Origin of the sequence: Variovorax sp. VRV01, from assembly GCF_014852545.1 — a bacterium.
Taxonomy (GTDB): Bacteria; Pseudomonadota; Gammaproteobacteria; order Burkholderiales; family Burkholderiaceae_C; genus Variovorax; species Variovorax beijingensis_A.
This window is the reverse complement of the sequence record NZ_JACVBS010000001.1, coordinates 189,379-216,055: the sequence shown is the minus strand read 5'-3', so window position 1 is coordinate 216,055 and position 26,677 is coordinate 189,379. Positions and strand designations below refer to the sequence as shown.

The window sequence follows — 26,677 nt, the reverse complement described above, 5'->3', positions numbered from 1 at the left end:
TAAATGAGCTCCCCCAACTTCGACGAACTCGACCTCTTTGTCTGGGAAGGCAAGGCCGACATCCTCGACCGTATCGCGCGGTGCATGGCGAGCTTCGACGTGGAGGTGATCCGGGCCGATGGCTTGCCGCCTCCGCAGCAGGACCGCGGCACTGCGCTGCGGCCTTCGGTTGCCATCCTCAGTGTCACGGTGATCGACAGCGGCGGCCTGGCGCATGCCACCGAGCTGCTGCAGGGCATGCCGGTGATCTGGGTGGCGGCGGCCTCGCGGGAGCGGGACTCGCGCACCTATCCGCCCGAGTACCTGCACGTGCTGCCCTACGACTTCACCTGCGCCGAGCTGCGCACGATGGTGGCCAAGCTGGTGCGGCAGCTGCGTGCGCGCGACGTGGCGCCGCAGGCGCCCGATGTGCTGGTGGCGCATTCGGATGCGATGAAGTCGCTGCTGGCCGAAGTGGCGGCCTTTGCCGACTGCAACCACAGCGTGCTGGTGCGCGGCGAAACGGGGGTGGGCAAGGAGCGCATCGCGCAGCAGCTGCACCTGGGGCACCAGCACTACAGCAAGGGCGCGTTCGTGGCGGTGAACTGCGGCGCGATTCCTGATGGTCTCTTCGAGTCGCTGTTCTTCGGCCACACCAAGGGCTCGTTCACGGGCGCCGTGCATGCGCATCGCGGCTATTTCGAGCAGGCCACGGGCGGCACGCTGTTCCTCGACGAGATCGGCGACCTGCCGCGCTACCAGCAGGTAAAGCTGCTGCGCGTGCTGGAGGACAACGCGGTCACGCGGCTGGGTGCCACGGCGCCGATCCGGGTCGACTTCCGGCTGGTGGCCGCCACCAACCGCAACCTGCGCGAGATGGTGGCCAGCGGCGAGTTCCGAGCCGACCTGTTCTACCGGCTCGCGGTGATCGAGCTGCACGTGCCCAGCCTGGAGGAGCGCGGGGAGATCGACAAGATCGCGATCTTCAAGGCGCTGCTGGCCAACGTGCTGGGCGACGAGCTCGAGGCGCTCGGCGAAACGCCGCACTGGCTCAGCGATGCGGTGGCCGAAACCTACTTTCCCGGCAACGTGCGGCAGCTGCGCAACCTGGCCGAGCGGGTGGGTGTGATCGCACGCCAGCTGCACAGCTGGGACCAGAACCTGATCCAGCGCGCCATCGCGCTCACGCGCGGCACGCCGACGCTGGCCTCGGGCGCTGCTGCGGAGCGCAACGGCCATGGCGGCGGCGCGATGAACGGCGTGGCGCTGGACGGCAATGGCGAGCGCAAGGGATGGAACAGCAGCGAGCGCAACCGCATCATCGCGGCGCTGGAGATCAACGACTGGAAGCGCCAGGACACGGCACAGCACCTGGGCATCAGCCGCAAGGTGCTGTGGGAGAAGATGCGCAAGTACCAGATCCTCGACGGCGAGCCGGGCATCCCCGAGGATGTCTGAACTCGCTTCGATCCAGCCAACCAACGATCAGCGATTTGCCAGCCGCGCGGCCCGGCGCAGCGGCGGGTTCGCCGCGGTTGCGGTGGCACCGCGGTCGGCCACGGGCTCGCTCGCGCAGCCTGCGTTGCTCGAGATGCACAGCGCGGTGAGCAGGCCGTCTTCGCTCAGCGCGGGGCGGTTCGGCGGGCCGAAGATGCGGTCGATCCAGGCGTTGCTCGCGTCCGGGTCGATGCGCAGTTCGCCGGTGGTGCGCGCCAGGCGCAGCTCGGTGATGCGCAGGTCGAACACGGCGTCGACGTAGTCGAACAGCAGGTTGTAGTAGTCGAGCTGCGCGTCGAGCACCGCGGGCAGTGTTTCGCGGCCGAATTCCATCAGCCGGCGGCGCCCGCGGAAGGCCTGGCCCGATGTGCTGACGGCCTCCGCCAGCTGCCGCTCGCGCTCGCGTCCGGACACGGTGCGCGCCCATGAGGCCGAGGTGAGCTCCAGCAGGTTGAGCTTCACGCCTTCGAGCTTGGCTTCCTGGTTGGCGACTTCGGCCAGGGCCGACTTCAGGCGCAGTTGGCGGTCGAAGCCGTTGCCGAAGTTCCAGTTGAGCTCGAAGGCCGCGCGCGTCGGGTCTTGCGGCGACACGCCGCGCGGGTCCTTGCTCTTGACGACCACCGCGTCCACGGTCGGCCAGATGCTGGCCTCCTGCTGGTCGACCAGGGCCTGGGCGCGCGCCACGCGGCCCTTGGCTTCGGCGATCTCGGTGCTGCGCTCCTCGGCGCGGCGCAGGGCCTCTTCCTGCGAGGCGATGCGCCAGTACGCGGGCGCGGCCAGTACGGGCAGCGAATCGGTGTTGGGCGTGAACCTGAAGTAGGTGTTGAACTTGGCCAGCGCCTCGTCGCGCTGCGCCTGGAAGTCGGACTCGCGCGCAGCCACGCTGGCGCGGCGCGCGGCCGCCATGTTGAGGTCGTTCTCGCCGGCGGCGCCCAGGGCCACGCGGCGGGCCTCGGCCTTCGAGAGCTCGGCCACCACCTCGGTGGACTTGCGCGCGATCTGCTTCTTGAGGTCGAAGCGCTGCACCTGCAGGTAGGCGGTCAGTGCGTCGAGCACTACCTTCTGCGAGGTGGTGGCGACGGCCTCGTCGTCGGCCTGGTTGCCGGCCTCGGCGGCGCGCACCGCGGCGTTCATGGCACCGCCGTCGATCAGGCTCAGGCGCGCCTCGGCGGTCAGCACGGTGTAGCTCTCGCTCTTGGCGTTGTCCGCGCCGCTGTTGTAGGTGCCGGAGGCGGTGCCCATCTTGAAGCGCGGGTAGCGGGCCTTCTTGGCGGCGTCCACGCCAAAGCTGCTGGTGTTGGCGGCGGCTTGCGCGGTCTGCACTTCGGGGTAGTCCTGCGACAGCGCAATGAGCGCCTGCTTGACGCGCTGCGCATAGCTGGCGGCGCCGATCGACGGCGCGGAAAGCCGGCGCGCCGCCGCCAGCTGCGCGGGCGCCTCCTGCGCCAGGGCGCCAGGAGGAAGCGCGAAGCTCGCGCACAGCACTGCGCAAAGAACACCGGGGCCCGTTCGGCGCCGGCCAGCCAGGTTGCGGCCCATCATGGTTCGCGGAAGGCTTCGCGCCGCAGCTTGAGCACGGGACGAAGGATGTACCAGATGAACGGATCGGTCCCCACCTTCAGGTCGACCTCCGACTCCATGCCGGCGGTGACGCGGTTTTCTTCGCGCCCCACGTAGGCCTGGTCGGTGCTGACGAGGATGCGGTAGTACGGCGCCGAATTGGCAATGGCCGGATCGCGGTCGGCATCGGCGGCCACCAGGGTGACCTTGCCTTCGACCGCGCCGTAGCGCAGGTAGTCGTAGGCCGTGATCTTCACGCGCGCCGCCTGGCCGACTTCGACGAAGCCGCGGTCGTTCGGATTCAGGCGCGCCTCGATCATGACCTCGTCCTTGTCGGGCACCACTTCCATGATGGCTTCGCCGGGCTTGATGACCCAGCCCGGGCTGGCGCTGCGCAGCCCCTTGACGATGCCGTCGGCGGGCGCCTTCACCATGGTGCGGGAACGCTGGGTGCGTGCACGCGCGAGGTCTTCGCTCAGGCTCGCGAACTGGCGCTCCACGGCGGCCAGCTCGTCGGACGCGCGGCGCCGGAAGCGGCCTTCGGCCTCGGCCATCTTGGCCTGCGCCTCGGTGATGGCGGCGCTCGCGGAAATGGCGCCCTGGCGCGCCACGGCCAGCTCGCTTCGCACGCCTTCGACCTGCCGGCGCTTCTCGAGCACCTCGACCTGCCCGACCAGCTTTTCATTGAGCAGCTGTTCCGAGATCTCGAGTTCCTTCTGCATCAGCGCGAGGCGGTCGTTCAGGCCCTTGACCTTGGCCTGCTGCTCGAGCTGCTTGCTGCGCGCGCCCTCCAGGCCGGACACCGCACCGGCCATCACGCCGCGCTGCTCGAGCGCGCGCGCCTCGTAGGCGCCGGTTTCGCCGTCGAGCACGCTCTCGTCGATGTCGGCGGCAAAGCTCTCGCGCCTGAGCGGCTGCCCGCGGCTCTCGGCCATGAGCCGGATGCGGGTGGCCTGGGTGGCGGCATAGCGCGCGGTGAGTTCCTCGAAATTGAGGCCGCTGCCGCCCAGGTCGATCTCCACCAGCGACTGGCCCTGCGTGACCCTGTCGCCTTCCTTGACCAGCACGTTGCTGACGATGCCGCCTTCCAGATGCTGGATCGACTTGACGCGGTCCGACGGGATCACGCGGCCCGGCGCCACCACCACGGTTTCCATCGGAAAGCCCAGGCCCACAACGGCCAGCAGCGCAACCGCACCGCCAATGACCCACTTTCGGCGCCGGCCCTCGGGCGATGTCTGCGTGGCGCGCTTGTGATCCTCGTCCTGAAGTATCTGCGGCAAATCTGATTTCAAGTCGCGGTCCCCAATTACTCTTCGATCGATCGGCTGCTCAGGCCATGGAACGGTTGGCGGCGGCGCCTTGCTGCGGATGCGCCTCGGCATCGTCCTCGCCCGCGGTGGAATCGGGGAGCGCCACCAGCGCCTTCTTCACGCCGAAGAGCTTCGGCACCATGACGGCGGCCGTGCCCTGTTCGACGTTGCCCTGCCCGGTCACGTGGTAGACCACGCTGGCCGCCGACACGATGCGAAGCGAATGCGTGACCACCACCACGGTGCGCACCTTGGCCACCGCGAGCAGCGTGGCAAGCAGGGTGCGCTCGCTCTGGAAGTCGAGATCGTTGCTGGGCTCGTCGAGCACCAGCACCGAAGGCTTGCGCAGGAAGCTCATGGCCAGCGCGAGCTTGCGTCGCTCGCCCACCGAGAGGCCGGTGCCGCCCTCGCCCACCACGGTGCGGTAGCCGTCGGGCATGCGCGAGATGAAGTCGTGCGCGCCCGAGAGCTTGCAGGCCGCCACCACCTGCTCGTCGCTCTGGCCCGGGGCCGTGCGGCGCATGGTGTCGATCAGCGGGCCGCCGAACCAGTACACCTCCTGCGACAGGTAGCTGATCCAGCGCGAGAGCTCTTCGCGGCCGAATTGCGAAAGGTCGTACTCGCCGATGCTGATGACGCCGCGCGTGGGCGTGTACAGGCCCGAGAGCAGCTTGACCAGCGTCGACTTGCCGGCGCCGTTGCGCCCGACGATCACGTGCAGCCCGCCCGGCCCGATGTCGAGGTCGACGTTCTCGAGCACCGGCCGGTGCGCGTCTTCCGTGAAGCTGAAGCTCACGTCCTTCAGCGTGACGCGGCCCAGCGGCTGCGGCAGCGTCATGCCGGTGGGTGCCTTTTCGACCGGCTCGCCGAGCACCGTCTCGAGCCGCTTGGCCGCTTCCTTGGCCGCGGCCAGCGAGCGCCAGCTCGACACCAGGCCGGCCACCGGCTGCAGCGCCTTGAGGGCCAGCATGTTGGAGGCGACCAGGCCGCCCACCGTCATCCATTGCTCCATCACCGAAATGGCGCCCACCGTGACCACGATGACCGAGAAGACCATCATCAGCACGGTGGTGCCGTCGCGCGCGGTTTCGATCTGCCCGTTCTTGCTGAAGCTTTCGCTCAGCCAGGAGTTATAGGACTGGCGCCACATCTCGATGGTGGGACCGTCGTTGGCCTGCGTCTTGAGCGTTTCGCGCGCGTTGCAGATTTCCGAGGTCATGCGGTCGAGGCCGCGGCCGCGCTGCACTTCCTCGACCCGCCCGCTGCGCACCTCGTCGGCCCACCACCAGGCCAGGAAGACCATGATGGCAAGGAACAGCACCACCACCGGCAAGACCGGCAAGGCCACGATGCCGATCACGGCCAGTGCGAAGACCGCCATCGGCAAGTCGAAGATCGATTGCGCCAGGCCGCCGGTGACGGTGCCGCGCACCGAGGCCACGTCGCGGAAGAACTGATGCCAGATCGAGGCGGGGCGCGCTTCGAGCGCACGCAGCGGACGATTGAGCATCGAATGCAGCAGCGCGCCCGACACGCCGTGGTCGATGATGGCGCCCGCATTGCGCAACAGGCGCGAACGCCCCGACCGCAGCCAGAACTCGATGCAAAGAAAGAACAGGATGCCGCACACCAGCGCGGCCAGCGTCGAGACGCCGCTGCGCGACAGCACGCGGTCATACACCTGGAGCAGGAAGATCGATGGCAGCAGGCCGAAGAGGCTGATGGGCAGCGAGCGCCAGGCCGCGCTCTTGACCAGCGGGTAGGCAGCCCGGAACGCGGTGTGCAGGGCACCCGCATACGGACTCGCACCTGGTTTTTCGGGCACCTCGGCCACCAGTTGGCTGGGCAAGAGAAACTTGATCATGGGAAAGGGCCGATCCGTCCGGCAATGACGCCTGCGCCATTATCGACTGTTACCCAGTTGTTACAAGACAAAATCTATGCTTACGAAGTGCTGCAGCGTGACATACGTCTCAGCGTGTGCGACACCGATTCGGCATGGGCCGCCGCAGCATCCTTGGCGGTCTCGACCCACAGGCTGCAGTCCGCCGCTTTTCTTGCCGCGACCGGCGCCGCCTCGTCTTTCGGCAGGCCCTGCGCCAGCACCAGCGCGACGTTGGCGCACAGCAACATGCAAAGCAGCCAGGCGCAAAGCAGCTGCAGCCAGCCCAGCCACCACCGGCGCTGCGGTGCCGCCTCGCGGCGGTAGGGCAAGGAGGCTTGGGCATTCAGTTTGATCATGGCAATGCTTTCAGAACCCGGGCCAGCCGGGACAGGCCGACGCCGGCAGAACTCTTGGCCAGCACCCAGTCGCCGGGCTGCAGCAGACCGCCCAGCGCGGTCGACAGATCGGACACATCGACGAACCAGTGCGAGCGCACCTTGGTGCGGATGCGCGCATGCAGCGCCCGCATCAGCGGGCCGCACAGCAGCACGCGGTCGGGCTGCGATGCGAGCAGCTCGGGCTCCAGATCGAGGTGGTGGCGCTGCGCGGCGGGGCCGAGCTCCTGCATGTCGCCGAGGATCGCCACGCGGCGTGCCGGCTCGCAGGGCGCCTGCGACAGCAGTTCCAGCGCCGCGCGCATCGAGCTCGGGTTGGCGTCGTAGGTCTCGTCAATCAGCTTGAAGCTGCCGCCGCCGATGTGGATGGTGTGCAGCGCGCCCCGTCCGCCCGGCGGCTCGAACTGCGCAAAGGGCTCGACCGCGGCGGCCAGCTTCAGGCGCATCGCTTGCAGGGCCGCCAGCGCCGCCACGGCGCTCGCGCCCATGTGGCGCCCCGGCGCATTGAGCCGAAGCTGGAACGGCTCGCCGAGCACCTGGGCCTGCACCTCGCCATGGTCGAACGAGAGCAGCCGCACGTCGGCGTCCCTGTGCTCGCCATAGGTCACGATCTGCAGCTGGTGCGCCATGGCGGCTTCGGCAAAGGTCGCAAACTCGGGGAGGTCGCGGTTCAGCACCGCGCTGTCGCCGGGCGCCATGCCCTCGAAGATGCGGCTGTCCATGCGCGCGGCGGCTTCCGAAGGCCCGCGGTGCTTTTGCGACGCGGCCGACAGCCCCGTCACCACGGCCAGCATCGGCCGCACCAGCTGGGTCGAGGCCAGCATGTGCGGCGAGCCCATCTCCAGCACCCAGTAGGCCGCATGCCGCGGCATGCAGGTCAGGTTCCAGGCCATGCCCGAGGGCAGGCTGACGTTGCCTTCGGGGCGGCCGACCTCGCCCCACACGGCCAGGGCGTCGGCCAGCATCGCGGCCACGGTGCTGCCGGTCGTGCCGCTGCCCAGCACGCCGCAGACGCGCCCCGTGAATTCGGTGCGCGCATGCGCGCCCAGCGCGAGCACGGCCTGCGGCACGTCGTCCACCTGGAGCACCGGTACCCGCTTGTCGAGGTGCGGTGCGGGATCGGTGCACAGCACGGCGGCCGCCGGCTGCAGCACGCCCTTGAGCGCCACCGCGGCCAGCGGCGTCTTCGAGGGCCGCGGCTGGTGCTCGAACACCACGCGGCCCTTGCGCAGGAAGGAGCGCTGCGTCACGCCGCTGGCGCGCCAGCCGTCTTCCGGGCGCACCACCCATTCGCCGCCGGTCACGCGCGCCATTTCGCTCGCGGTCCAGGCGGCGCCGCCGTCGTCCCTCGCGCTCCCCGCGCCGGGCACGGCCGGGCGCTCCAGCAGGTAGCGGCGATAGGCCACGAAGCCCGACACGTACTGCGCCACGTCGTCGATGCGCACCCGGAACGCGTGGTGCCGGATGAAGAAGGAGCCGACGATGGTGGAAGGCCGGCGGAAGTACATCGCCATCTCGGGCCAGAAGAAGCCGTTCTGCAGGTAGTGGGCGCGGTACTCCAGCGCGCGGTAGAACTTCTCGGTGTCGAGCTCGTCCAGCAGGTGCCGCATGGCGGGCGTGGCCTCGAGCCGCTGCAGCATCTGCTGGGCCGCGAGCATGAGCTCGAGCAGCGTCGGAAAGGTGGTCTTGCGGTCGAGCACGAAGTCCAGGTACCCGGCCACGTTCTGCAGGCCGAAGCGAAAGTACTTTTCCTGCGGGTTCCAGCGCGTGAGTTCGTTGACGCAGCAGCTCAGCCAGTGGTCGTGCGCCTGCCAGTGCTGGCTCGCGATGAAGTGGTCGAAGGCCTTCTCGACCACGGCGAGCCACCTTGCATCGCGCGTGAGGCCGTAAAGGCGCATGAGGCCGTAGGCCGCCTCGCCGTCGTAGTAGATGACGCGCGAGGCCTGCTTCACGCGCAGGTCGCCGGCATGCAGCACGTGGCTGAAGCTGCCGGTGGCGCCGTCCTGCAGCGACGCGATGCCCAGCGCCAGCTTTTCCAGCAGCGGCAGCCAGTCGCGCGTGTCCATGGCCTCGCAGTACTTGACCAGGGCCAGCACGCAGGCGGCATTGCCGCCCAGCCTGATCTCTTCGCCGGTGTCGACGAGGAAAGCGACCTCGGTGCCGTCGGCGAGCGTGTAGCTGCGGATGAGCGTGTTCGCGAGATGATCGAGCGCGCGGTCGATGGCCAGGCGCAGCTTGTCGTCGCGCACGAGCTCCCACGCCTCGATCATGGCGCTCAGCACGCTCGCGTGGCGCATCGCGTCATAGGTCGGAATGCGCCGGTCGAAGCACGGAAAGTAGCCGTACACGAAGAGCCCGTCGTCCTGCACCTGGCGCGCGAGGTACGACGCGCCGCTGCGCACCAGGTCGAGCGCCGACTGCGGAGTGAGGGCCGGCGCCTGGCGGCGTCCGGCATCGAGCCCCGTGCCCACGAGCTTGTGCACGACGCCGTCGGCCTGGCAGAACACGCCCACCGTCGCCAGCAGGTAGACCCGCCGGTCGGCCGGCAGCTCGAGCGGGAGCGCACGTGCGAAGCGCGCCTGGCCATAGGCCTCGAAGTTGCGCACATTCACCACCGCATGCGCAATGGTCGAATCGCCGCTCAGCATGGCGTTGGCGTTGAGCTCCTGCTCGGTGAACGCGGTCTCGAAGTCCTGGTCGAAGGCCAGGCCGAGGCGGAAGTAGTTGCGCTTGACGCCGGCGAGCTGGGCCTTGAACTGCGCCCAGTCCATCGGGCTTGCGCCCTCGACCCAGTCGATGCGCAGCCATGGCGAGACGATGCCGCAGTCGCGCACCCAGCGCTCCACGGCCTCGGCACCTTCGTGCCACGCGGTTTCGAAATCGGCCGCGCGCGCGTGCACCACGTGCGCGCGCTGCGACCCGTCGCTCACCGAGAAGAAAAGCGTAAAGGCCGGATAAGGCGCCGGCAACGCCGCACACACCGAGACCAGGCGCTCGTGGCAGGCATGGAGCTGGTCGGAGAAGGACATCATTCGGCCCCAGTCGAATGCGGGAGGCCGGTCGCACCCGGACCGGGAACTCCCATCGAAGGCATCGCGTTTCTCCGTGTTTCAGCGGTAGCTGAATTCGGCTCGGCGATTGAGCTGATGGCCCTCCTCGGTGGTTTCGAGCGATGCAGGTTTTTCGATGCCCCAGCTGACGGCCTCGATGCGTTCGCCCGGCACGCCAAGCTGCGTGAGCGCGCGCTGCACGGATTCGGCCCTGCGCTGGCCCAGCGCGAGGTTGTATTCGCGGCCGCCGCGCAAGTCGGTGTGGCCCTCGATCACCACCTTGCTGGCGGGACGGTTCCTGAGATAGCTCGCATGCGCTTCCACCACGTTGCGGTACTGCGGCTTGATGTCGTATTTGTCGAAGTCGAAGTACACGATCTTCAGCGCGACGGGACCGTTCTGCACCGGTGCGGGCGGGGGCGGTTCCACCTTCGCCACCGGCGCCTTGTTCGAGTAGTAGTAGGTCGCGTCTTCGCGTCCGCTCTTGGAGGCCGTTCCACAAGCGGCAAGGCTTGCTGCAAGGGCGACGATGGTCAGTATCCGGTAGCTGCTGCTGTTCTTCATATCAAATCCTTTCTCGGGCCAGGCCGGTGGCGGCCTGGCCCTGGTGCGTTGTTTTTCTTCCTTCTCCTCTACTGCTCTTGTTCCTTAGCCCAGCAGGCCGTGCAGGATGTTCGTCACCGGGGTGAGCACGCTGCCGGTGCCGGCGGCCTGGTCCACCAGGCTGGTGATCGGGGTCACCACGTCGGTCACGATCGGCGCGGCGTCCTCCACGGTGTGCACCAGGCTGTTGTGGACGGTCTCGATCACCGGGTCAAGCGTCGGGGTTGCGCCGGCCAGGATGTCGGTCACGGGCTCTGCCACCTCGGACACGGCGGCCACCACGGGCTCCAGTGCCTCGCCGAGCGTGCTTGCGGTGTCGAGCACCGGCTCCAGGATGTTGGCCGCCGGGCCGCTGCCGCCCAGCACGCCGCCGAGCAGGCCATCGCTGCCGAGCAGGCTGCCGACCAGGCCATCGTCGCCAAGCAGATCGCCACCGAGCAGGCCGCCGACGATGCCGTCTTCGCCCAGCACGCCGCCGAGCAGGTCACCGCCGAGCAAGTCACCGCCCAGCAGATCGCCACCGAGCAGGTTGCCGACCAGGCCGTCTTCGCCCAGCACGCCACCCAGCAGATCACCACCGAGCAGGTCGCCACCCAAGAGGTCCCCACCGAGCAGGTTGCCGACGAGGCCGTCTTCGCCCAGCACGCCGCCGAGCAGGTCACCACCGAGCAGATCACCACCCAAGAGGTCGCCACCGAGCAGGTTGCCGACCAGGCCGTCTTCGCCCAGCACGCCGCCCAGCAGATCGCCACCGAGCAAGTCACCGCCCAAGAGGTCGCCGCCAAGCAGGTTGTCGACCAGGCCGTCTTCACCCAGCACGCCGCCCAGCAGATCGCCACCGAGCAAGTCACCGCCCAAGAGGTCGCCACCGAGCAGGTTGCCGACCAGGCCGTCTTCACCCAGCACGCCGCCCAGCAGATCACCACCGAGCAAGTCACCGCCCAAGAGGTCGCCGCCAAGCAGGTTGCCGACGAGGCCGTCTTCACCCAGCACGCCACCCAGCAAATCACCGCCGAGCAAGTCACCGCCCAGGAGGTCGCCGCCAAGCAGGTTGCCGACCAGGCCGTCTTCACCCAGCACGCCACCCAGGAGATCGCCACCGAGCAAGTCACCGCCCAAGAGGTCGCCGCCGAGCAGGCCGCCCAGCAGGCCATCCTCACCGAGCACGCCGCCGAGCAGGCCGTCCTCGGCAAGCAGGCTGCCGATGGCGCCGCCGCTGCCGAGCAAGCCGTCTTCGCCGAGCAGCCCGCCGACCACGCCGTCATCGCCAAGCACACCGCCCAGCAGACCGTCTTCACCCAGCACGCCATCGGTCACGCCGCCGAGCAGGCCGTCTTCGCCGCCGAGCAAGCCGCCCAGCGGGCTGTCTTCGAGCAGGCCGCCCACCGCGCCGTCGGCGCCCAAGAGGTTGTCGACCACGCCGTCCTGGCCCAGCAGGCCGCCGGAGAGGCCGTCGCTGCCCAGCAGACTGGACAGCGCGCCGTCGCCGCCAAGCAGGCCGCCCACCACGCCGTCGCCGCCGAGCAGGCTGCCCACGGGGCTTCCTTCGCCGATCAGGCCACCCAGCAGGCCCTCTTCGCCCAGTACGCCGCCGAGCACGCCGCCAAGGGCGCCGTCGTCGCCGAGCAGGCCGCCGACGATGCCTTCGTCGCCGACCACGTTGTCCAGCAGGCTGCCGATGGCACTGCCTTCACCGATGAGGCCGTCCAGCGCGCCGCCTTCGGCGAGCAGGCCGCCCACCAGGCCTTCTTCGCCGACGAGTCCGGCGAGGAGGCTGTCCTGGCCGAGCAGCCCTTCGACCACGTTGCCGACCACGCCGTCGTCGCCCACGAGCTCCTCGAGCGCGCCGTCCAGGCCAAGGCTGCCGGTGAGGCCGCTCAGGATGCCTTCCTCGCCCACCAGGTTGTCCAGACCGTTCTGGAGGGCGTCGGTGACGTAGTCGACCTGCTTGACCAGCTGGTCGACCAGCGCACCCGTCGCGCCTTCGCCCAGGAGGCCATCGACGATCGGGCTGGCCACGCCGCCCACGCCTTCAGCCACGGTCTCGACGAAATCGTCCGCCGGATCGAGCTGGTTGGGATCGTTCTCGGAGAACTCGGAACCGAGCACCGGGGCCAGCACGTCGTCGACCACGTCGGTCACGCCGTCGACCACGCCCAGCACCGGGTCGAGCGAGTCGCCAAGACCCGCGGTGTCGCCGATCGAACCGACCAGGCCGCCGGCCGCGCCATCGCCCGGATCGAGCAGGCTGTCGCCGCCATCGGAGTCTGCGTCCGCGTCTGCGTCGGCGTCTGCGTCTGCGTCTGCGTCGGCATCGGCATCTGCATCTGCATCTGCATCTGCATCTGCATCTGCATCTGCATCTGCATCTGCGTCGGCATCAGCATCAGCATCAGCGTCAGCGTCAGCGTCAGCGTCAGCGTCAGCATCAGCATCAGCATCAGCATCAGCGTCAGCATCAGCGTCAGCATCTGCGTCGGCATCGGCGTCGGCGTCGGCGTCGGCGTCGGCGTCTGCATCACCGTCGGCATCCGCATCGGCATCCGCGTCGGCGTCTGCATCCGCATCGCCCTCACCGCCACCGCCGGCGAAGAACGGGATCACTCCGCCGCCGTCGCCACCGCCACCGCCGCCCAGCGCGGCGCCAAGCGCAGCCGCGCCCAGTGCGCCGAGCGCGAATTCGCCGAGGCCAAGGCCGCTACCGGCCGCGACCTTCTTGGTGACGGCCAGTGCGGCCGCGTCGGCGTCGCTGTCGGGTGGGGTCACCTGCAGGTCGCCCGAGGCGACGTCCACATTCACTTGTTCGAGGCCGCCGGGCAGCTTGGTCGAGCCGATGGTGGCGTCGGTGCCGCCGGTGAAGACGCCGGCCAGCGGCGCCTTGTTGGTGGCCGAGCCGGGGAACAGGACGTTGGCCTGTCCGCCTTCGGGAACGATCACGCGGTCACCCGCGATCAGGGTCTGGTTGCCGTCCACCGGAATGCGGACACCCTCGCGCATCACCGCGACGCCCGGCGTAGCATTGGACAATGTGCCCACGCTGGCGGGTGCCGCCGCAGCGGCGGCAGGTGCCGACGAGCTCATCGCGGCGGGTGCGCCGAGCGGTGTGCTGGTGGCTTGGGCGATGACCACAGGAGCAACGCCACTGGCGGCAAGTCCTTCGGTCGAATTGGTCGGTGCTTGTGGTGCGTTCATGACAGCCTCTGTGACAAAAGATGCATCTACAGGGGCAACTAGCGTGCCGTGCTGCCAACTCTTTTGAGCCACCGGGTCGTCAAGAACGCAAGCTATTGATTTTTATGGATATTTTTCTGAAAACCGGTGTCCGCGCGATCGACCGAAACAGCGCTTTGGATGCTGTTTTGACCATTCGTTACGTTACGGCGTAACGTCCCGCTACCGGAACATCGGGCACCTTTCGAGCTGCAGGCGCGCGGTTTTCTCTCCCCTCTTTTTCCTTTCCAGCTTCTCCATACAGATATGTTCAATCCCTCCCAGGAAGACGTGCGCCGCTTCTTTTGCGACGTGTACGCCAAGCACCTCCAAGGCCTGCCGATGGAAGCGCTCGAGACGATTGCCGCGGGATGGATCGACGCGCACCCCGAATACCACGAGGACCTGGCCGACGCCGATGCCGCCGTGGCCCGCGTGTACGACGGTTCGAACGGCCGCGAGAACCCGTTCCTGCACTTGTCGATGCATCTTTCGATCAGCGAGCAGTGCTCCATCGACCAGCCGCGAGGCATCCGCCAGGCCGTCGAGCTGCTGGCTGCCCGCCGTGGCTCGCTGCTCGACGCGCATCACGAGGCCATGGAGTGCCTCGGCCAGATGATGTGGGAGAGCCAGCGCGCCGGCCGCCCGCCCGATGGCGACGGCTACGTCGCGTGCGTGCAGCGGCGTGCAACCAAGGACTAACCGGCCTTCCGGGAAGGCGGCGCGCCCTGCTGCCTGGCGCCTTCGCGCAGCAGCGCGGCCATGGCGCTGCGCAGCGCCGAGGGCTCGGCGTCGCTGCGCAGCAGCAGGCCCACCGGCTCGTCGGTGCCGGCGGTTTCGATGCGCAGCCGGACCAGCCGCTGGTCGGCCAGCTCGCCGCGCGCGGCGCCCAGCGGCGTGATCCAGACCGCATCGGACACCGCCACCAGGCCGCGCGCCACCGCAACGTCGAGCGTCTGCAGCGCGTGCGGCGGAAGCGCGAGGCCGCGGGCCGACAGAAAGCTTTCGGTGTTGTGGCGCGGGATGGTGCCCTCGCCATACACCACCAGCGGGAAATCGAGCACCGCCTGCACCGACACCGCCCGGGTCGACCGGTTCGCCAGCGGATGGCCGGGGCGTACCGCAAACACCAGCGGCTCGGTGTAGAGCAGCTCGAAGCTGAGCCCGCCCATCAGCCGCGGATCGCTCATGCGGCCCGCCACCAGGTCGAGTTCGCCGGCGCGCAGCTCATCGAGCAGCACCGGGTTGGCCGCGCTCTTCACCACCACCTGCACCGAAGGCCAGCGCTCGCGAAAGCGCGCGAGCGCCGCCGGCAGCAGCGCCGGCGCCACGCTCGGCAGCGCGCCGATGCGCAGCCGCTCGACGCGCTCGCCGGAAGCCGGCGCCACCGCCTGCGCGCTGGCGTCGATGGCCTCGAGCACGCGCAGCGCGTGGACCAGCAGCTGTTCGCCCGCCGGCGCGAGCCCCTGCACGCCGCGCCGCCCGGCATTGCCGCGCTCGACCAGGCGCGCCCCGACGATGGCCTCCAGCTCGGACAGCGTCTTGGACACCGCCGGCTGGCTCAGCGACAGCCGCTCGGCGGCGCGCGCGAGATGGCGCTCCTGCGCCACCGCGACAAGGCAGCGCAGGTGGCGCAGCTGCACGTTGCGCACAAAGTCCTGGCGAAGGTCGGCGGGAGTTTTCAATTACTGATGGTTATGCAAAACAGACCAATCTTCAATTTACATCATCGAACGGGACTTCTAAAGTTCAGCTTCCGAATTCGATTCGTCCCACGACAGGAGACAACGGCATGTTGACGAAAACCCAGGCCTCCCCCGCCATCCTCACCCCCCGCGACTGGAAGGCCCACCCTTCCTACATCTACCCCGGCTACAAGTCGACCGCGAAGCGCGGCCCGCAAAAGCCTCTGGTCCCGCTGAAGGCCTCGCTCGGCGAACTGCAGCAGCCGGTGTACGGCCACGACAGCATCGGCGAGCTCGACCACGACCTGACGCGCAATGCGTGCAAGAACGGCGAGCCGCTCGGCGAACGCATGATCCTCACCGGCCAGGTGCTCGACGAACGCCGCCGCCCGGTGGCCAACACGCTGGTCGAAATCTGGCAGGCCAACGCCGCCGGCCGCTACGTGCACAAGGTCGACCAGCACGATGCGCCGCTCGACCCCAACTTCCTGGGTGCGGGCCGCTGTCTGACCGACAGCGAGGGCCGCTACCGCTTCCTCACCATCAAGCCCGGCGCCTACCCCTGGGGCAACCACCCCAACGCCTGGCGCCCGCAGCACATCCACATGTCGCTGTTCGGCCAGAGCTTTGCCAGCCGCCTGGTCACGCAGATGTATTTCCCCGGCGATCCGCTGCTGCAGTACGACCCCATGGTCACCGGCACCCCCGAGCGCTACCGCAACCGGCTGATTGCCGACTTCAGCCTCGACATCACCGAGGAAGGCTACGCACTGGGCTACCAGTTCGACGTCGTGCTGCGCGGCGCCGACGAGACGCCGTTCGAAAACCGCTGAGCAAGAAGGAGACACACACCATGTTGATGACCGCACAGGAAGCCGACTTCGGCCAGACCCCCTCCCAGACCGTGGGCCCCTACTTCGCCTACGGCCTCACCGCCGCGCAGTACGGCTACGACTTCGACCAGCCTTTCGACACCGTGGTAGCCCTGGACAACGCCTCCGGCGAGCGCATCCGCCTCGAAGGCCGCGTGATCGACGGCGACGGCAACCCCATCAACGATGCGCTGGTCGAGATCAGCCAGCCCGACGGCGAGGGCCGCTATCCGCAGACGCCCGCCGAAGCGCGCGAAATGGGCTTTCGCGCCTTCGGCCGCGCCGGCACCGGCACCGATGCCCAGAACCGCTTCGTGTTCCACACCGTGAAGCCGGGCGCCGAATCGCCGGGAGAAGCCCCGCACATCAATGCGATCGTGCTGATGCGCGGCCTGCTGCTGCATGCCTTCACGCGCGTGTATTTCAGCGACGAGGCCGAAGCCAACGCCAAGGACGCCGTGCTGGCCAGCGTGCCGGCCGAGCGGCGCCACACGCTGATTGCCGAGCGCGTGGAGCAAGGCGGCGCGGTGAGCTATCGCTTCGACATCCGCATGCAGGGGCCCCAGGAGACGGTGTTCTTCGACGTCTGAACACAGCCGGCCCCGCAAACAAGAAAGCCCGCTCGATGCGGGCTTTCTTCATGGGACGGGCCGACGCTTACTGCGCGGCGCGGTGGATGCGCGATTCCGGCACCGTCTTGAGGTCGCCGGGCAGCGAGCTGATGTAGCTGGCGAGCGTCTTGAGTTCGGCGTTGGTGAACTTCTTGGGTTCGACCTGCTGCGCCATCACCGCGTTCGAGCGGCCCAGGTGCAGGTTGTTCTTGACGCGGTACGACTTGAGCGCCACGAAGAGGTAGTCGGCATGCTGGCCGGCCAGCTTGGGCACGGTGCCGTCATTGGGCGTGTTGAAGTTGGCGCCGTGGCACTTGGTGCAGCTGTTGTCCTTGTCGCGCGACACCAGGGCCTGCACGTTGTCAGGCATGGGCTTGGCGAGCGCGGCCGGGGGCGCGTCGCCTTCCTTCAGGCCCAGCTGGCTGTAGTAGGCGGCCAGGTCGGCGATATCCTGCTCCTTCAGGGTGTCGGCAATCGCGCGCATGGTGGGGTGCTTGCGGTCGCCGCCCTTGTAGGCGGTGAGGGCCGAGGTGATGTAGCTGGCGCTCTGGCCGGCGATCATCGGAACCTTGTGGATCTCCGGAAAGCTGGCCTGGTAGCCGATGATGCCGTGGCAGCCCACGCACATGGCAACCTTCTTGGCGCCCTCCTGGGCATTGCCCGTGACTTGCTGGGCTTGGGCCGAGACCGTCACGCAAGCGACAGCGAAGGCAAACATCGTGGTCAACAACTTGTTCATTTTGCGCGCACAATCTCGTGGAGATACAGTTTTTCGAATCAACATTCGATTATATGCAAGGGTCCCCCGGGAACCCCTTCAAGCCGTCCAAGTGGCTGCGCGAAGCGAATCGAGTGTGTTCTTTTCTCCACCCCGCCTTCTCCACCTTGCTCGCGTTCACTCATGAAATTCAAGGGCTCAGACAACTACGTCGCCACTCAGGACCTGATGCTGGCCGTCAATGCCGCCATCACGCTCACGCGCCCGCTGCTCGTCAAGGGCGAACCCGGCACGGGCAAGACCATGCTGGCCGAGGAAGTGGCGCAATCGCTCGGGCTGCCGCTTTTGCAATGGCACATCAAGTCGACCACCAAGGCGCAGCAGGGCCTCTATGAATACGACGCCGTGAGCCGCCTGCGCGACTCGCAGCTCAAGGACCTCGACGGCGGCGAGCGCGTGAGCGACATCAACAACTACATCGTCAAGGGCGTGCTCTGGCAGGCCTTCACGGCCGACCAGCCGGTGGCGCTGCTGATCGACGAGATCGACAAGGCCGACATCGAATTCCCGAACGACCTGCTGCGCGAAATCGACCGCATGGAGTTCTACTGCTACGAGACGCGCGAGCTCATCCGCGCCAAGCACCGGCCGGTGGTGTTCATCACCTCCAACAACGAGAAGGAGCTGCCCGACGCCTTCCTGCGCCGCTGCTTCTTCCACTACATCAAGTTCCCCGACGCGGAAACGATGAAGAGCATCGTCGCGGTGCACTTCCCCGGCCTCAAGCAGGAACTGCTCACGTCCGCGATGAAGACCTTCTACGACGTGCGCAACCTGCCCGGCCTCAAGAAGAAGCCCTCCACCTCCGAGCTGCTCGACTGGCTCAAGCTGCTGGTGGCCGAGGACATTCCGCTGGAGGCCCTGCAGAGCAAGGACGACAAGGTGGCCGTGCCGCCGCTGGTGGGCGCGCTGCTCAAGAACGAACAGGACGTGACGCTCTTCGAGAAGCTCGTCTTCATGCAGCGCAACAACCGATGAGCCAGCCACAAGCGCCGCATCCCGTGGGCCAGCTGCTCAGGCTGGGCGTGGCGCAGGCGGTGCTGTTCGTGGCGGGTGCGCTGCTCGGCCGCTGGATCGGGCTCCAGCTGGGGCTCGATGCCTTCGGCCCCAATGGCTATGGCAACCGCGAGATCTTCGGCATCCTGCTGATCGGCGTGGGCGGTGGCGGCGGGGTGCAGTTGGCGCGCGCGTGGTACGACCGCAAGTACGGCAAGCCGCAGCGCTGAAAAATTTCAGAAGGGTGTCTGGAAGATGGCGTTCGTCGAACCTGTCACGCTGAAGGCCCGCGACCTGGCGCTGGTGCCGCTGTCGCTCGCCCATGAAGAAGGCCTGCGCGCCGCCGCGGCCGACGGCGAGCTCTGGAAGCTGCGCGTCACCTCGGTGCCCGAGCCGCACGACACCCGCGCCTACATCGAAGCCGCGCTGCAGGGGCGCGAAGCCGGCCACCGCTTTGCGTTTGCCGTGACCGAGGCCGAAACCGGCACCGTGCTCGGCACCACGAGCTTTCACGACATCCTGCCGGCCGTGAAGCGCGTGGAGATCGGCTACACCTGGTACGCCAGGCGCTGCCAGCGCACCCACGTCAACACCACCTGCAAGCTGCTCATGCTCACGCACGCCTTCGATACCCTCGGCTGCAACGTGGTGGGCTGGCGCACCGACAATTTCAACTTCGCTTCGCAGCGCGCCATCGAGCGGCTCGGCGCCAAAAAGGACGGCGTGATCCGCGGCCACGCGATGCGCCGCGACGGCACCATCCGCGACACCGTCATGTACAGCCTTGCCGTGGGCGAGTGGCCCGAGGTGAAGGCCCAGTTGCTCTACCTGCTCGACAAGCCGCGAAGCTGAAGAGAAGTCCAAGGAAAGCCCGACCATGCTGATCGATTTCTTCTACACGCTGCGCTCGGCCAAGCTGCCGGTCTCGGTCAAGGAATACCTCACGCTGCTCGAGGCGCTGCAGGCCGACGTGGTGGGGCCCAACTCCGACGGCGCCTTCGGCCTGGACGACTTCTACTATCTCTCGCGCACAGCGCTGGTCAAGGACGAGAAGCACTACGACAAGTTCGACCGCGCCTTCGCCGCCTACTTCAAGGGCGTGGAGATGCTGGCCGACTTCACCAAGGAAGTGCCGCTCGACTGGCTGCGCAAGACGCTGGAGCGCGAGTTCACGGCCGAGGAAAAGGCCAAGATCGAGAAGATGGGCTGGGACGAGCTCATGGAAACGCTCAAGAAGCGCTTCGAGGAGCAGAAGGAGCGCCACGACGGCGGCAACAAGTGGATCGGCACCGGCGGCACCTCGCCCTTCGGCCACGGCGGCTACAACCCGCAGGGCGTGCGCATCGGCGGCGCGGGCAAGAACAAGAGCGCCGTGAAGGTGTGGGACCAGCGCGCCTACAAGGACTACGACGACAGCCAGGAACTCGGCACGCGCAACATCAAGGTGGCGCTGCGGCGGCTGCGCAAGTTCGCGCGCGAGGGCCACGAGGAAGAGCTGGACCTGGACGACACCATCCACTCCACCGCAGCCAATGCCGGCTACCTCGACATCAAGATGCGGCCCGAGCGCCACAACAACGTCAAGGTGCTGCTGCTGATGGACGTGGGCGGCACCATGGACGAGCACATCCAGCGCGTGGAGGAACTGTTCTCGGCCGTGAAGACCGAGTTCAAGCACCTGGAGTTCTTCTACTTCCACAACTGCGTCTACGACTTCATGTGGAAGAACAACAAGCGCCGCTTCTCCGAGAAGTTCGCGACCTGGGACATCCTGCGCAAGTACAACAAGGACTACAAGCTCATCTTCGTCGGCGACGCGACCATGAGCCCCTACGAGATCCTGCAGCCCGGCGGCAGCGTCGAATACAACAACGAGGAAGCCGGCGCCGAATGGATCCAGCGCCTCACGCACACCTTCCCCAAGTTCGCCTGGATCAACCCCGAGCCCCAGGGCGTGTGGCAGTACCGCCAGAGCATCGCGGTGATGCAGCAGCTCATGTCCAACCGCATGTACCCGCTCACGCTGCGCGGCCTCGAAGAAGCAATGCGAATGCTTTCTAAGTAAGGCGCGGCGCGAAGCCCGGAACTGTTTCCGGATGCTTACGGAACCGTCGCGCCTTGCTGTCAAAATCCGCCCATGCTCAGGGTGGTTCCAGTCATTGCGCCGGCGTGCTTGCCGGCCTTGCTTTTTTGCGGCGTACTGCTTCTGCAGGGATGCAGCCTGCTGCCGAAGAAGGACAGCGCGCAGGACACGGCCACCCCCGCGCTGGTGCGCGGCGATGGCGCGGCCGCCGGCGAAGCACGCAAGGACGCGCCACGGCGCGACGCCTTCACCGTCGAGGTGCGCGGGCCCGACGCGGTGCGCGAGTACCTCACGCTGCACCTGGACATCCAACGCTACCGCACGCTCGACGACCTGGGCGCCACCGAGATCTCGCGGCTCATGGTGGCGGCCGAAGGCAATGCACGCGAACTGCTCGGCACGCTGGGCTATTTCACGCCCACGCTGACGCTGGAGCTCAACGAAACGCCGGCCAGCTCCAAGGCGCCGCGCGAGATCGTCATCACGGTGCAACCGGGCGAGCTCACGCGCGTGAGCAATGTGCAGATCAGCTACGGCGGCGCGATTGCCGACGACCCCACGGCCGAGGCGCAGCGCGATTCGATCCGCACCGGCTGGACGCTGCGCCCAGGCCAGCCCTTCACGCAGCAGGGCTGGGACAACGCCAAGACCATTGCCCTGCGCAGCCTCACGGCCAGGCGCTTTCCGACCGGCAGCGTCGAAGTGAGCCGCGCCGAGATCGATGCCGACCGGCAGGAGGCGCGGCTCAGCGTCACCTACCAGTCGGGCCCGGCCTACCGCTTCGGCCCGCTCGTGCTGCGCGGCACCGAGCGCTACGACGCCGATGGTGCGCGCCGCATCGCGCAGCTTCCCACCGGCGCCGACTACGACCAGCAGAAGCTGCTCGACGCGCAGCAGCGCCTGGCCAGCAGCGGCTACTACGACTCGGTGTTCCTCACGCTCGACACCGAAAGCGGCACGCCGCTGGCAGCCCCCGTGATCGCGCAGCTGCGCGAAGCCCCGATGCAGAAGGTGGTGCTGGGCGCCGGCTTCACCACCGACAACGGCCCGCGGCTGTCGGTGGACCACATCCACAACCGGCTGCCGCTGCTCGGCTGGCGCGCCGTGTCGCGCCTGTCGGTCGACAGCGACATCAAGTCGCTGGGCACCGAGTGGAACGCCATTCCCGATGACCGCGGCTGGCGATGGTTCGCGGGCGCCGGGCTCAAGAGCGAAACCTCGGGCAGCTACGTGGTCGACAGCGGCCGCCTGCGCAGCGGGCGCAGCAAGTCCAGCGGCCACATCGACCGCAGCTACTTCCTGCAGTACGACTACGCGCAGAACCGCGGCACCAACGCCCCGCCCTCGGCCTCTGCCGTGACCGCCAACTGGGGCTGGACCGGCCGCTATTTCGACGACAACGCCGTGCCCACGCGCGGCTTCGGCCTGGCGCTCGAACTGGGCGCCGGCTACACGCTGACAGGCGAGCGCCTGCCCTTCACGCGCACCTATGCGCGCTGGCTCGGCGTGCTGCCGCTGGGCTTCGCCGAAGACCGCGACGCCGCCACGCTGGCGCGCCGCAGCCGGCTGCAGCTGCGCGCCGAGGCCGGCGCCGTGGCCGCCAAGGACAGCGCGCAGATTCCCTCCACGCTGATGTTCCTCACGGGCGGCGACACCACGGTGCGCGGCTACAGCTATCGCCAGATCGGCACCGTGCGCAGCGACGGCCAGATCGTGGCGGGCCGCTACCTCGGCGTCGTGAGCGCCGAGTGGCAGCGGCCCTTCGTCTACAACGACAAGCTCACCGAATGGGAGAGCGTGGTGTTCGTGGACGCCGGCGCCGTGGCCGACAAGCCCGGCGAGCTCAAGCCGAAGGTCGGCGTGGGCGTGGGCGCGCGCTGGCGCAGCCCGGTCGGGCCGGTGCAGGCCGACCTTGCCTACGGCGTGGACACGCGCAAGTTCCGCCTGCACTTTCGCCTGGGCTTCACTTTCTGAGCGCGCACGCATCGATGCAGACCGACGCCGAACCCCAGTCCACGCCACGCACACAGCGCTCCCGCACGCGGCGCGCGCTGCGTGCGCTGGGCTGGACGTTCGCGGGCCTGCTCGCGCTGGTGCTCGTGATCGGCGCGGCCGCATGGTGGTGGATCGGCTCCAACCAGTCGCTGGCCTTCGCGCTGGCCAAGGCCGCGCGCTATTTGCCCGCCGGCCAGACGCTCGAAAGCCGCGAGGTCACGGGCTCGCTGCGCACCGGTGGGCGCATCGGCTGGCTGCGCTGGCAAAGCGAGAAACTGTCGGTCGAGGTGCAGGAGGCCAGCGTCGGCTGGCAGCTGGCGCCGCTGTTCCAGCGCAAGCTGCAGCTCGGCGAAGTGCATGCGGCACGGCTGCTCATCGAACGCCGCGGCCCGCCGAGCGACACGCCCACCGAGCCGCTCGAACAGCTCGCGCTGCCCATCGAGGTCGAGCTGCCGTTCCGCATCGACGAGCTGCGCTGGACCGGCCCGCCCGCGCTGCAGGCCAACCAGCTTGCGGGCAGCTACCGCTACACCGGCGCGGAGCACCAGCTGGAGGTCAAGGGCGTCGACATTGCCGACGGCCACTACAGCGCGCGCGTCAAGCTGCAGGGGCCCGCGCCGATGGCGCTCGACGCCGCGCTCGATGGCCGCGTGAAGGCGCCGCTGGCCGAGGGCCGCAGCATCGAGGTGCTGGCCCAGGCCGCCATCAAGGGCACTCTCGCGGGCACCGGCGCGCGCCTGCAGGTGGCGGCCGAGCTGAAGCCGGCCGAGCCCGATGCCGAAGCGCCCATGGAAGCGAAGCTGCAGGCGAACGTCGCGCCCTGGCTGCCGCAGCCCGTCATCGATGCCAAGGCCGATCTGCGCAACGTCGACGCGGCCAGCCTCTGGCCCGGCGCACCGCGGACCCGCCTGACCGGCACGGTCGAGCTGCAGCCCGACGCAGCCACCGGGCCCGCCGCCTGGCAGGCCTCGGCCAGCATCCGCAACGCGCTGCCCGGGCCCTGGGACAAGGGCGCGCTGCCGCTCGAGCAGGTCGAGGCGCGCGTGGGCTTCGACGGCACCAGCTGGACGATCCCCGAAGCCACGCTGCGCGCGGGCGGCGGTCGCATCGACGCCGAAGGCCGCTGGAGCCCCGCGCCCGCACCCTGGCAGGCGCGCGCCACCGTGCGCGGCGTGCGGCCCGGCCTGCTGCACAGCGACCTGTCGGGCGCGCCGATCAACGGCACGGCCACGGCGCAGCAGCGCGAGGACACCATCGGCTTCGACCTCGCGCTGCGTGCCGCGGGCGGTGCCGGCAGTGCGGCCATGCCGGGCTTCGGCCTCGACCGCGTGCTCGCCCAGGGCCAGTGGAAGAACCAGGTGCTGGACCTGCGCACGCTGCGCCTCGAGGCCGAGCGCGCCAGCATCGCGGGCCGGCTCCAGGTGCGCGTGGCCGAGCAGGCCGCGAGCGGCAAGCTCGACCTGACGCTGCCGGGCGGCGGCGCGCAGCTCGAAGGCCGCATGGCGCCGGCGCAGGGGGCCGGCGAGATCAAGGCGCGCATCGACGACGCCGAAGCCGTGCAGCGCTGGATCGAAGGCCTGCCCGAACTGTCGAAGCTGTTCGCGGGCAAGACCGCCAAGGGCTCCGCGCGGCTCGACGCCAGCTGGCAGGGCGGCTGGCAGACCATCCAGCGCCGGCTCGAGAACCCCCATGCGCCGGTCCAGCGCGGCGTTGCGGAGCCCAGCCTCAAGGCCGCGCTGGGCGTGCCGCACCTGGAACTGCGCATGCCGGCTGCCGATGGCAATGCAGCGGCCACCACGGTCCAGCTGAAAGACCTGCGCGCGGACCTTGCCGGCAGCCTGGCGCAGGCCACGCTCTCGCTGCAGGGCGAAGCCAGCACCGGCACGCAGAAGCTCGCGCTCGACGCGCGCGCGAGCGGCGGCCTTGCAGGACCCAACCAGTGGCGCGCGGCGCTCGCCAGCCTGCGCCTGCAGGCCCAGGACAGCACGCGGCCCGCCACCGCCAGCGCGCCCTGGACGCTGGAGCTCGGCCGCGAGCTCACCGCCACCCTCAAGACCAGCGGAAGCGGCAGCAGCAGCCGCCTCGACCTCGAAGCCTCGGCCGCTGCCGCCACCTTGCGCGGGCCGGCGCCCGGCACCGTGCGCATCGAATGGCAGCCGCTGCGCTTCACGCAAAGCGGCGCGGCGCCCAACCAGGCCTTCCGCCTGCAGTCCAAGGGCAAGCTGCAGGGGCTGCCGATGGCCTGGGCCGAGGCCTTCGGCGCCAGCGCCACCTTCAACGAGATCGGCGTGAGCGGCGACCTCCTGTTCGACGGCGACTGGGACATCGATGCCGGCGACACCCTGCGCGCCCATGCGCGGATCGCGCGCCAGAGCGGCGACATCCGCGTGCAGGCGGGCGAGGCCGCACTGGTCACGCGCATCACGAGCCGCGGCACCGGCACGGCCAGCGAGCGCACGATGAATTCCGCCACCGCGCAAGGCACCACGCCCAGCACGCCGGCCGGCCTGCGCCAGGCCGAACTGCGGCTCGATGCGCAAGGCGAGGCCGTGCGCGCCACGCTGGCCTGGGACAGCGAACGCGCGGGCAGGATCAACGCCGAACTCGACACGCGCATGCAGCAGCGCGCAGGCGGCTGGCAATGGGCGCCCGATGCGCCGCTGGCCGGCAAGGTCAAGGCCACGCTGCCCAACCTTGGCGTGTGGTCGATGCTCGCGCCACCGGGCTGGCGCGTGGCGGGCACGCTGGATGCCGATGCCGCGCTCTCGGGCAACCGCGCGGCGCCGCGCTGGAACGGCACGCTGGGCGCCGACAAGCTCGCGCTGCGCGCGCCGGTCGAAGGGCTGGACCTGCGCGACGGCCGGCTGCGCGCCACGCTCACCGGAGAGCGCGTCGAGATCACCGAATTCACGCTCAAGGGCGGCGCCGGCAGCACGGTGCGCATCGGCGGCCAGAGCGGCAACCGCAGCACCGCGGCCAGCCAGGCCGCGAGCGACGGCGGCTCGCTCTCGGCACGCGGCGACATGGCCTGGGGTGCGGCCGGCGCCGCGGGGACGGGCATCCGCATGGCGCTGCAGGCCGACCTGCGCGCGCTGCGCGTGCTGGTGCGCACCGACCGGCAGCTCACGCTCTCGGGCAACCTGCAGGCGCGGCTCGACAACGGCCAGTTCAGCGTGCGCGGCAAGCTCAGGACCGACCGCGCGGTGATCATCCTGCCCGACGAGACCGCGCCGAGCCTTGGCACCGACGTGGTGGTGCGCTCCGCCGCCAAGGACCGCGAGATGGCCGAGCAGGCGCGGCGCGATGCCGCGCGCAACGAGGCGCAGGCCGCCAGGCCGCAGACCGCGAAGCCGCCCGACATCGTGGTGAACTTCGACCTCGGCGACGACTTCGCGGTGCAGGGGCGCGGCATCACCACGCGGCTCGAGGGCGACCTGGAGATCCGCAGCACCCGGCTCGATGCGCCGCCGCGCATCACCGGCGAGGTGAAGACCGTGCGCGGCCAATACCGCGCCTATGGCCAGCAGCTCGACGTGGAAACCGGCGTGGCCCGCTTCAACGGGCCCTTCGACAATCCCGCGCTCGACATCCTGGCCATCCGGCCCAACATCTCGCAGCGCGCCGGCGTGCAGATCACGGGCACCGCACAGTCGCCGCGCGTCAAGCTCTATTCCGAGCCCGCGCTGTCCGACGCCGAGACACTGTCTTGGGTGGTGCTCGGCCGCGCCTCGGCCACCAGCGGCGGCGAATCGGCGCTGCTGCAGCAGGCGGCGCTCGCATTGATCGGCCATGTCAGCAAGGGCACGAGCGGCGGCAGCCTGGCCAGCCGCTTCGGCCTCGACGAACTCGGCTTCAAGGGCCCCGGCAACGGCGGCGACCTGCGCGAGTCGGCCGTCACGCTCGGCAAGCGGCTGTCGAAGGATTTCTACCTCACCTACGAGCGCAGCCTGGGTGGCACCTTCGGCACCATCTTCATCTTCTACGACCTGACGCAGCGCCTCACGCTGCGCGGACAGGCCGGCCAGACCAGCGGGCTCGACCTGATCTACACGCTCAAGTACGACTGAGCTGCGGGTCTGCCGCCTTGACCGCGGTAATTCGCAGGGTTAAAAATCGTTAACGCCCTTCTAACAAGGAACGACGATGCACGGTGAAGGAGACAAGG

General features: G+C 68.9%; 19 protein-coding genes. 10 read left to right on the top strand and 9 right to left on the bottom strand.

The window, feature by feature from the left end:
- Positions 1-3 precede the first annotated feature (3 nt).
- Positions 4-1,437 (top strand): sigma 54-interacting transcriptional regulator, encoded by a 1,434-nt coding sequence (locus tag IB278_RS00975; protein ID WP_192322407.1) that lies wholly within the window; start codon positions 4-6, stop codon positions 1,435-1,437.
- A gap of 27 nt (positions 1,438-1,464) precedes the next feature.
- Here the strand turns inward: IB278_RS00975 and IB278_RS00970 are convergent, their stop codons facing one another.
- The 7 genes from IB278_RS00970 to IB278_RS00940 form a co-directional block, all read right to left on the bottom strand.
- A complete protein-coding gene (locus IB278_RS00970; RefSeq protein ID WP_192322406.1) occupies positions 1,465-3,018 on the bottom strand; it encodes a TolC family protein in 1,554 nt (517 codons plus the stop codon).
- Complete coding sequence (locus IB278_RS00965; RefSeq protein WP_225612639.1) at positions 3,015-4,319, bottom strand: HlyD family type I secretion periplasmic adaptor subunit; 1,305 nt, start codon at positions 4,317-4,319, stop codon at positions 3,015-3,017. The genes IB278_RS00970 and IB278_RS00965 overlap by 4 nt, the downstream gene beginning before the upstream one ends.
- A 49-nt stretch (positions 4,320-4,368) precedes the next feature.
- On the bottom strand, positions 4,369-6,213 hold the full coding sequence (locus IB278_RS00960) for a peptidase domain-containing ABC transporter (protein ID WP_145740166.1): 1,845 nt from the start codon (positions 6,211-6,213) through the stop codon (positions 4,369-4,371).
- A gap of 80 nt (positions 6,214-6,293) precedes the next feature.
- Positions 6,294-6,590, bottom strand: coding sequence for a hypothetical protein (locus tag IB278_RS00955; RefSeq protein ID WP_145740164.1), 297 nt, complete (start codon positions 6,588-6,590; stop codon positions 6,294-6,296).
- Positions 6,587-9,661 (bottom strand): Mur ligase family protein, encoded by a 3,075-nt coding sequence (locus IB278_RS00950; protein WP_192322405.1) that lies wholly within the window; start codon positions 9,659-9,661, stop codon positions 6,587-6,589. Before IB278_RS00950 ends, IB278_RS00955 begins: the two co-directional genes overlap by 4 nt.
- Positions 9,662-9,739: 78 nt before the next feature.
- Positions 9,740-10,243, bottom strand: coding sequence for a peptidoglycan-associated lipoprotein Pal (gene pal, locus IB278_RS00945; RefSeq protein WP_192322404.1), 504 nt, complete (start codon positions 10,241-10,243; stop codon positions 9,740-9,742).
- An 84-nt stretch (positions 10,244-10,327) separates the two neighbouring features.
- Positions 10,328-13,474: a hypothetical protein gene (locus IB278_RS00940; RefSeq protein WP_192322403.1), complete on the bottom strand. Its 3,147-nt coding sequence runs from the start codon at positions 13,472-13,474 to the stop codon at positions 10,328-10,330.
- Between the two features lie 285 nt (positions 13,475-13,759).
- Between IB278_RS00940 and IB278_RS00935 the strand changes: the two genes are divergently transcribed.
- Entirely contained in the window at positions 13,760-14,194 is a 435-nt protein-coding gene (locus tag IB278_RS00935) for a DUF1841 family protein (RefSeq protein ID WP_192322402.1), read from the top strand.
- On the opposite strand, the gene IB278_RS00930 is transcribed toward IB278_RS00935, so the two are convergent.
- Positions 14,191-15,177, bottom strand: coding sequence for a LysR substrate-binding domain-containing protein (locus IB278_RS00930; RefSeq protein WP_192322401.1), 987 nt, complete (start codon positions 15,175-15,177; stop codon positions 14,191-14,193). The two genes, IB278_RS00935 and IB278_RS00930, sit on opposite strands and share 4 nt — an antisense overlap.
- Before the next feature lie 107 nt (positions 15,178-15,284).
- Between IB278_RS00930 and pcaH the strand changes: the two genes are divergently transcribed.
- On the top strand, positions 15,285-16,010 hold the full coding sequence (gene pcaH / locus IB278_RS00925) for a protocatechuate 3,4-dioxygenase subunit beta (RefSeq protein ID WP_192322400.1): 726 nt from the start codon (positions 15,285-15,287) through the stop codon (positions 16,008-16,010).
- 20 nt (positions 16,011-16,030) lie between these two features.
- Entirely contained in the window at positions 16,031-16,639 is a 609-nt protein-coding gene (gene pcaG / locus IB278_RS00920; RefSeq protein ID WP_145740154.1) for a protocatechuate 3,4-dioxygenase subunit alpha, read from the top strand.
- A 67-nt stretch (positions 16,640-16,706) separates the two neighbouring features.
- On the opposite strand, the gene IB278_RS00915 is transcribed toward pcaG, so the two are convergent.
- Complete coding sequence (locus tag IB278_RS00915) at positions 16,707-17,399, bottom strand: c-type cytochrome (protein WP_145740152.1); 693 nt, start codon at positions 17,397-17,399, stop codon at positions 16,707-16,709.
- A gap of 162 nt (positions 17,400-17,561) precedes the next feature.
- Here IB278_RS00915 and IB278_RS00910 point away from each other — a divergent pair, with 162 nt between their 5' ends.
- The 6 genes from IB278_RS00910 (at position 17,562) to IB278_RS00885 (ending at position 26,579) form a co-directional block, all read left to right on the top strand.
- Positions 17,562-18,416: an AAA family ATPase gene (locus IB278_RS00910; RefSeq protein ID WP_145740151.1), complete on the top strand. Its 855-nt coding sequence runs from the start codon at positions 17,562-17,564 to the stop codon at positions 18,414-18,416.
- A complete protein-coding gene (locus IB278_RS00905; RefSeq protein WP_192322399.1) occupies positions 18,413-18,664 on the top strand; it encodes a hypothetical protein in 252 nt (83 codons plus the stop codon). The genes IB278_RS00910 and IB278_RS00905 overlap by 4 nt, the downstream gene beginning before the upstream one ends.
- 25 nt (positions 18,665-18,689) lie before the next feature.
- On the top strand, positions 18,690-19,286 hold the full coding sequence (locus IB278_RS00900) for a GNAT family N-acetyltransferase (protein ID WP_192322398.1): 597 nt from the start codon (positions 18,690-18,692) through the stop codon (positions 19,284-19,286).
- 25 nt (positions 19,287-19,311) lie between these two features.
- A complete protein-coding gene (locus tag IB278_RS00895; RefSeq protein ID WP_192322397.1) occupies positions 19,312-20,499 on the top strand; it encodes a vWA domain-containing protein in 1,188 nt (395 codons plus the stop codon).
- Positions 20,500-20,571: 72 nt separating this feature from the next.
- Positions 20,572-22,491 (top strand): autotransporter assembly complex protein TamA, encoded by a 1,920-nt coding sequence (locus IB278_RS00890; protein WP_192322396.1) that lies wholly within the window; start codon positions 20,572-20,574, stop codon positions 22,489-22,491.
- A 14-nt stretch (positions 22,492-22,505) separates the two neighbouring features.
- The gene (locus IB278_RS00885; RefSeq protein ID WP_192322395.1) at positions 22,506-26,579 is read left to right on the top strand and encodes a translocation/assembly module TamB domain-containing protein; all 4,074 of its coding nucleotides are present in this window, start codon (positions 22,506-22,508) and stop codon (positions 26,577-26,579) included.
- The last annotated feature ends 98 nt before the right edge of the window (positions 26,580-26,677 follow it).

What these genes read in the sequence shown, in the direction of transcription:
- IB278_RS00975 (WP_192322407.1), top strand. Translation starts at nt 4, where the DNA reads ATGAGCTCCCCCAACTTCGACGAACTCGACCTCTTTGTCTGGGAAGGC.
- IB278_RS00970 (WP_192322406.1), bottom strand. Translation starts at nt 3,018, where the DNA reads ATGATGGGCCGCAACCTGGCTGGCCGGCGCCGAACGGGCCCCGGTGTT.
- IB278_RS00960 (WP_145740166.1), bottom strand. Translation starts at nt 6,213, where the DNA reads ATGATCAAGTTTCTCTTGCCCAGCCAACTGGTGGCCGAGGTGCCCGAA.
- IB278_RS00955 (WP_145740164.1), bottom strand. Translation starts at nt 6,590, where the DNA reads ATGATCAAACTGAATGCCCAAGCCTCCTTGCCCTACCGCCGCGAGGCG.
- IB278_RS00950 (WP_192322405.1), bottom strand. Translation starts at nt 9,661, where the DNA reads ATGATGTCCTTCTCCGACCAGCTCCATGCCTGCCACGAGCGCCTGGTC.
- pal (WP_192322404.1), bottom strand. Translation starts at nt 10,243, where the DNA reads ATGAAGAACAGCAGCAGCTACCGGATACTGACCATCGTCGCCCTTGCA.
- IB278_RS00940 (WP_192322403.1), bottom strand. Translation starts at nt 13,474, where the DNA reads ATGAACGCACCACAAGCACCGACCAATTCGACCGAAGGACTTGCCGCC.
- IB278_RS00935 (WP_192322402.1), top strand. Translation starts at nt 13,760, where the DNA reads ATGTTCAATCCCTCCCAGGAAGACGTGCGCCGCTTCTTTTGCGACGTG.
- pcaH (WP_192322400.1), top strand. Translation starts at nt 15,285, where the DNA reads ATGTTGACGAAAACCCAGGCCTCCCCCGCCATCCTCACCCCCCGCGAC.
- pcaG (WP_145740154.1), top strand. Translation starts at nt 16,031, where the DNA reads ATGTTGATGACCGCACAGGAAGCCGACTTCGGCCAGACCCCCTCCCAG.
- IB278_RS00915 (WP_145740152.1), bottom strand. Translation starts at nt 17,399, where the DNA reads ATGAACAAGTTGTTGACCACGATGTTTGCCTTCGCTGTCGCTTGCGTG.
- IB278_RS00910 (WP_145740151.1), top strand. Translation starts at nt 17,562, where the DNA reads ATGAAATTCAAGGGCTCAGACAACTACGTCGCCACTCAGGACCTGATG.
- IB278_RS00905 (WP_192322399.1), top strand. Translation starts at nt 18,413, where the DNA reads ATGAGCCAGCCACAAGCGCCGCATCCCGTGGGCCAGCTGCTCAGGCTG.
- IB278_RS00900 (WP_192322398.1), top strand. Translation starts at nt 18,690, where the DNA reads ATGGCGTTCGTCGAACCTGTCACGCTGAAGGCCCGCGACCTGGCGCTG.
- IB278_RS00895 (WP_192322397.1), top strand. Translation starts at nt 19,312, where the DNA reads ATGCTGATCGATTTCTTCTACACGCTGCGCTCGGCCAAGCTGCCGGTC.
- IB278_RS00890 (WP_192322396.1), top strand. Translation starts at nt 20,572, where the DNA reads ATGCTCAGGGTGGTTCCAGTCATTGCGCCGGCGTGCTTGCCGGCCTTG.
- IB278_RS00885 (WP_192322395.1), top strand. Translation starts at nt 22,506, where the DNA reads ATGCAGACCGACGCCGAACCCCAGTCCACGCCACGCACACAGCGCTCC.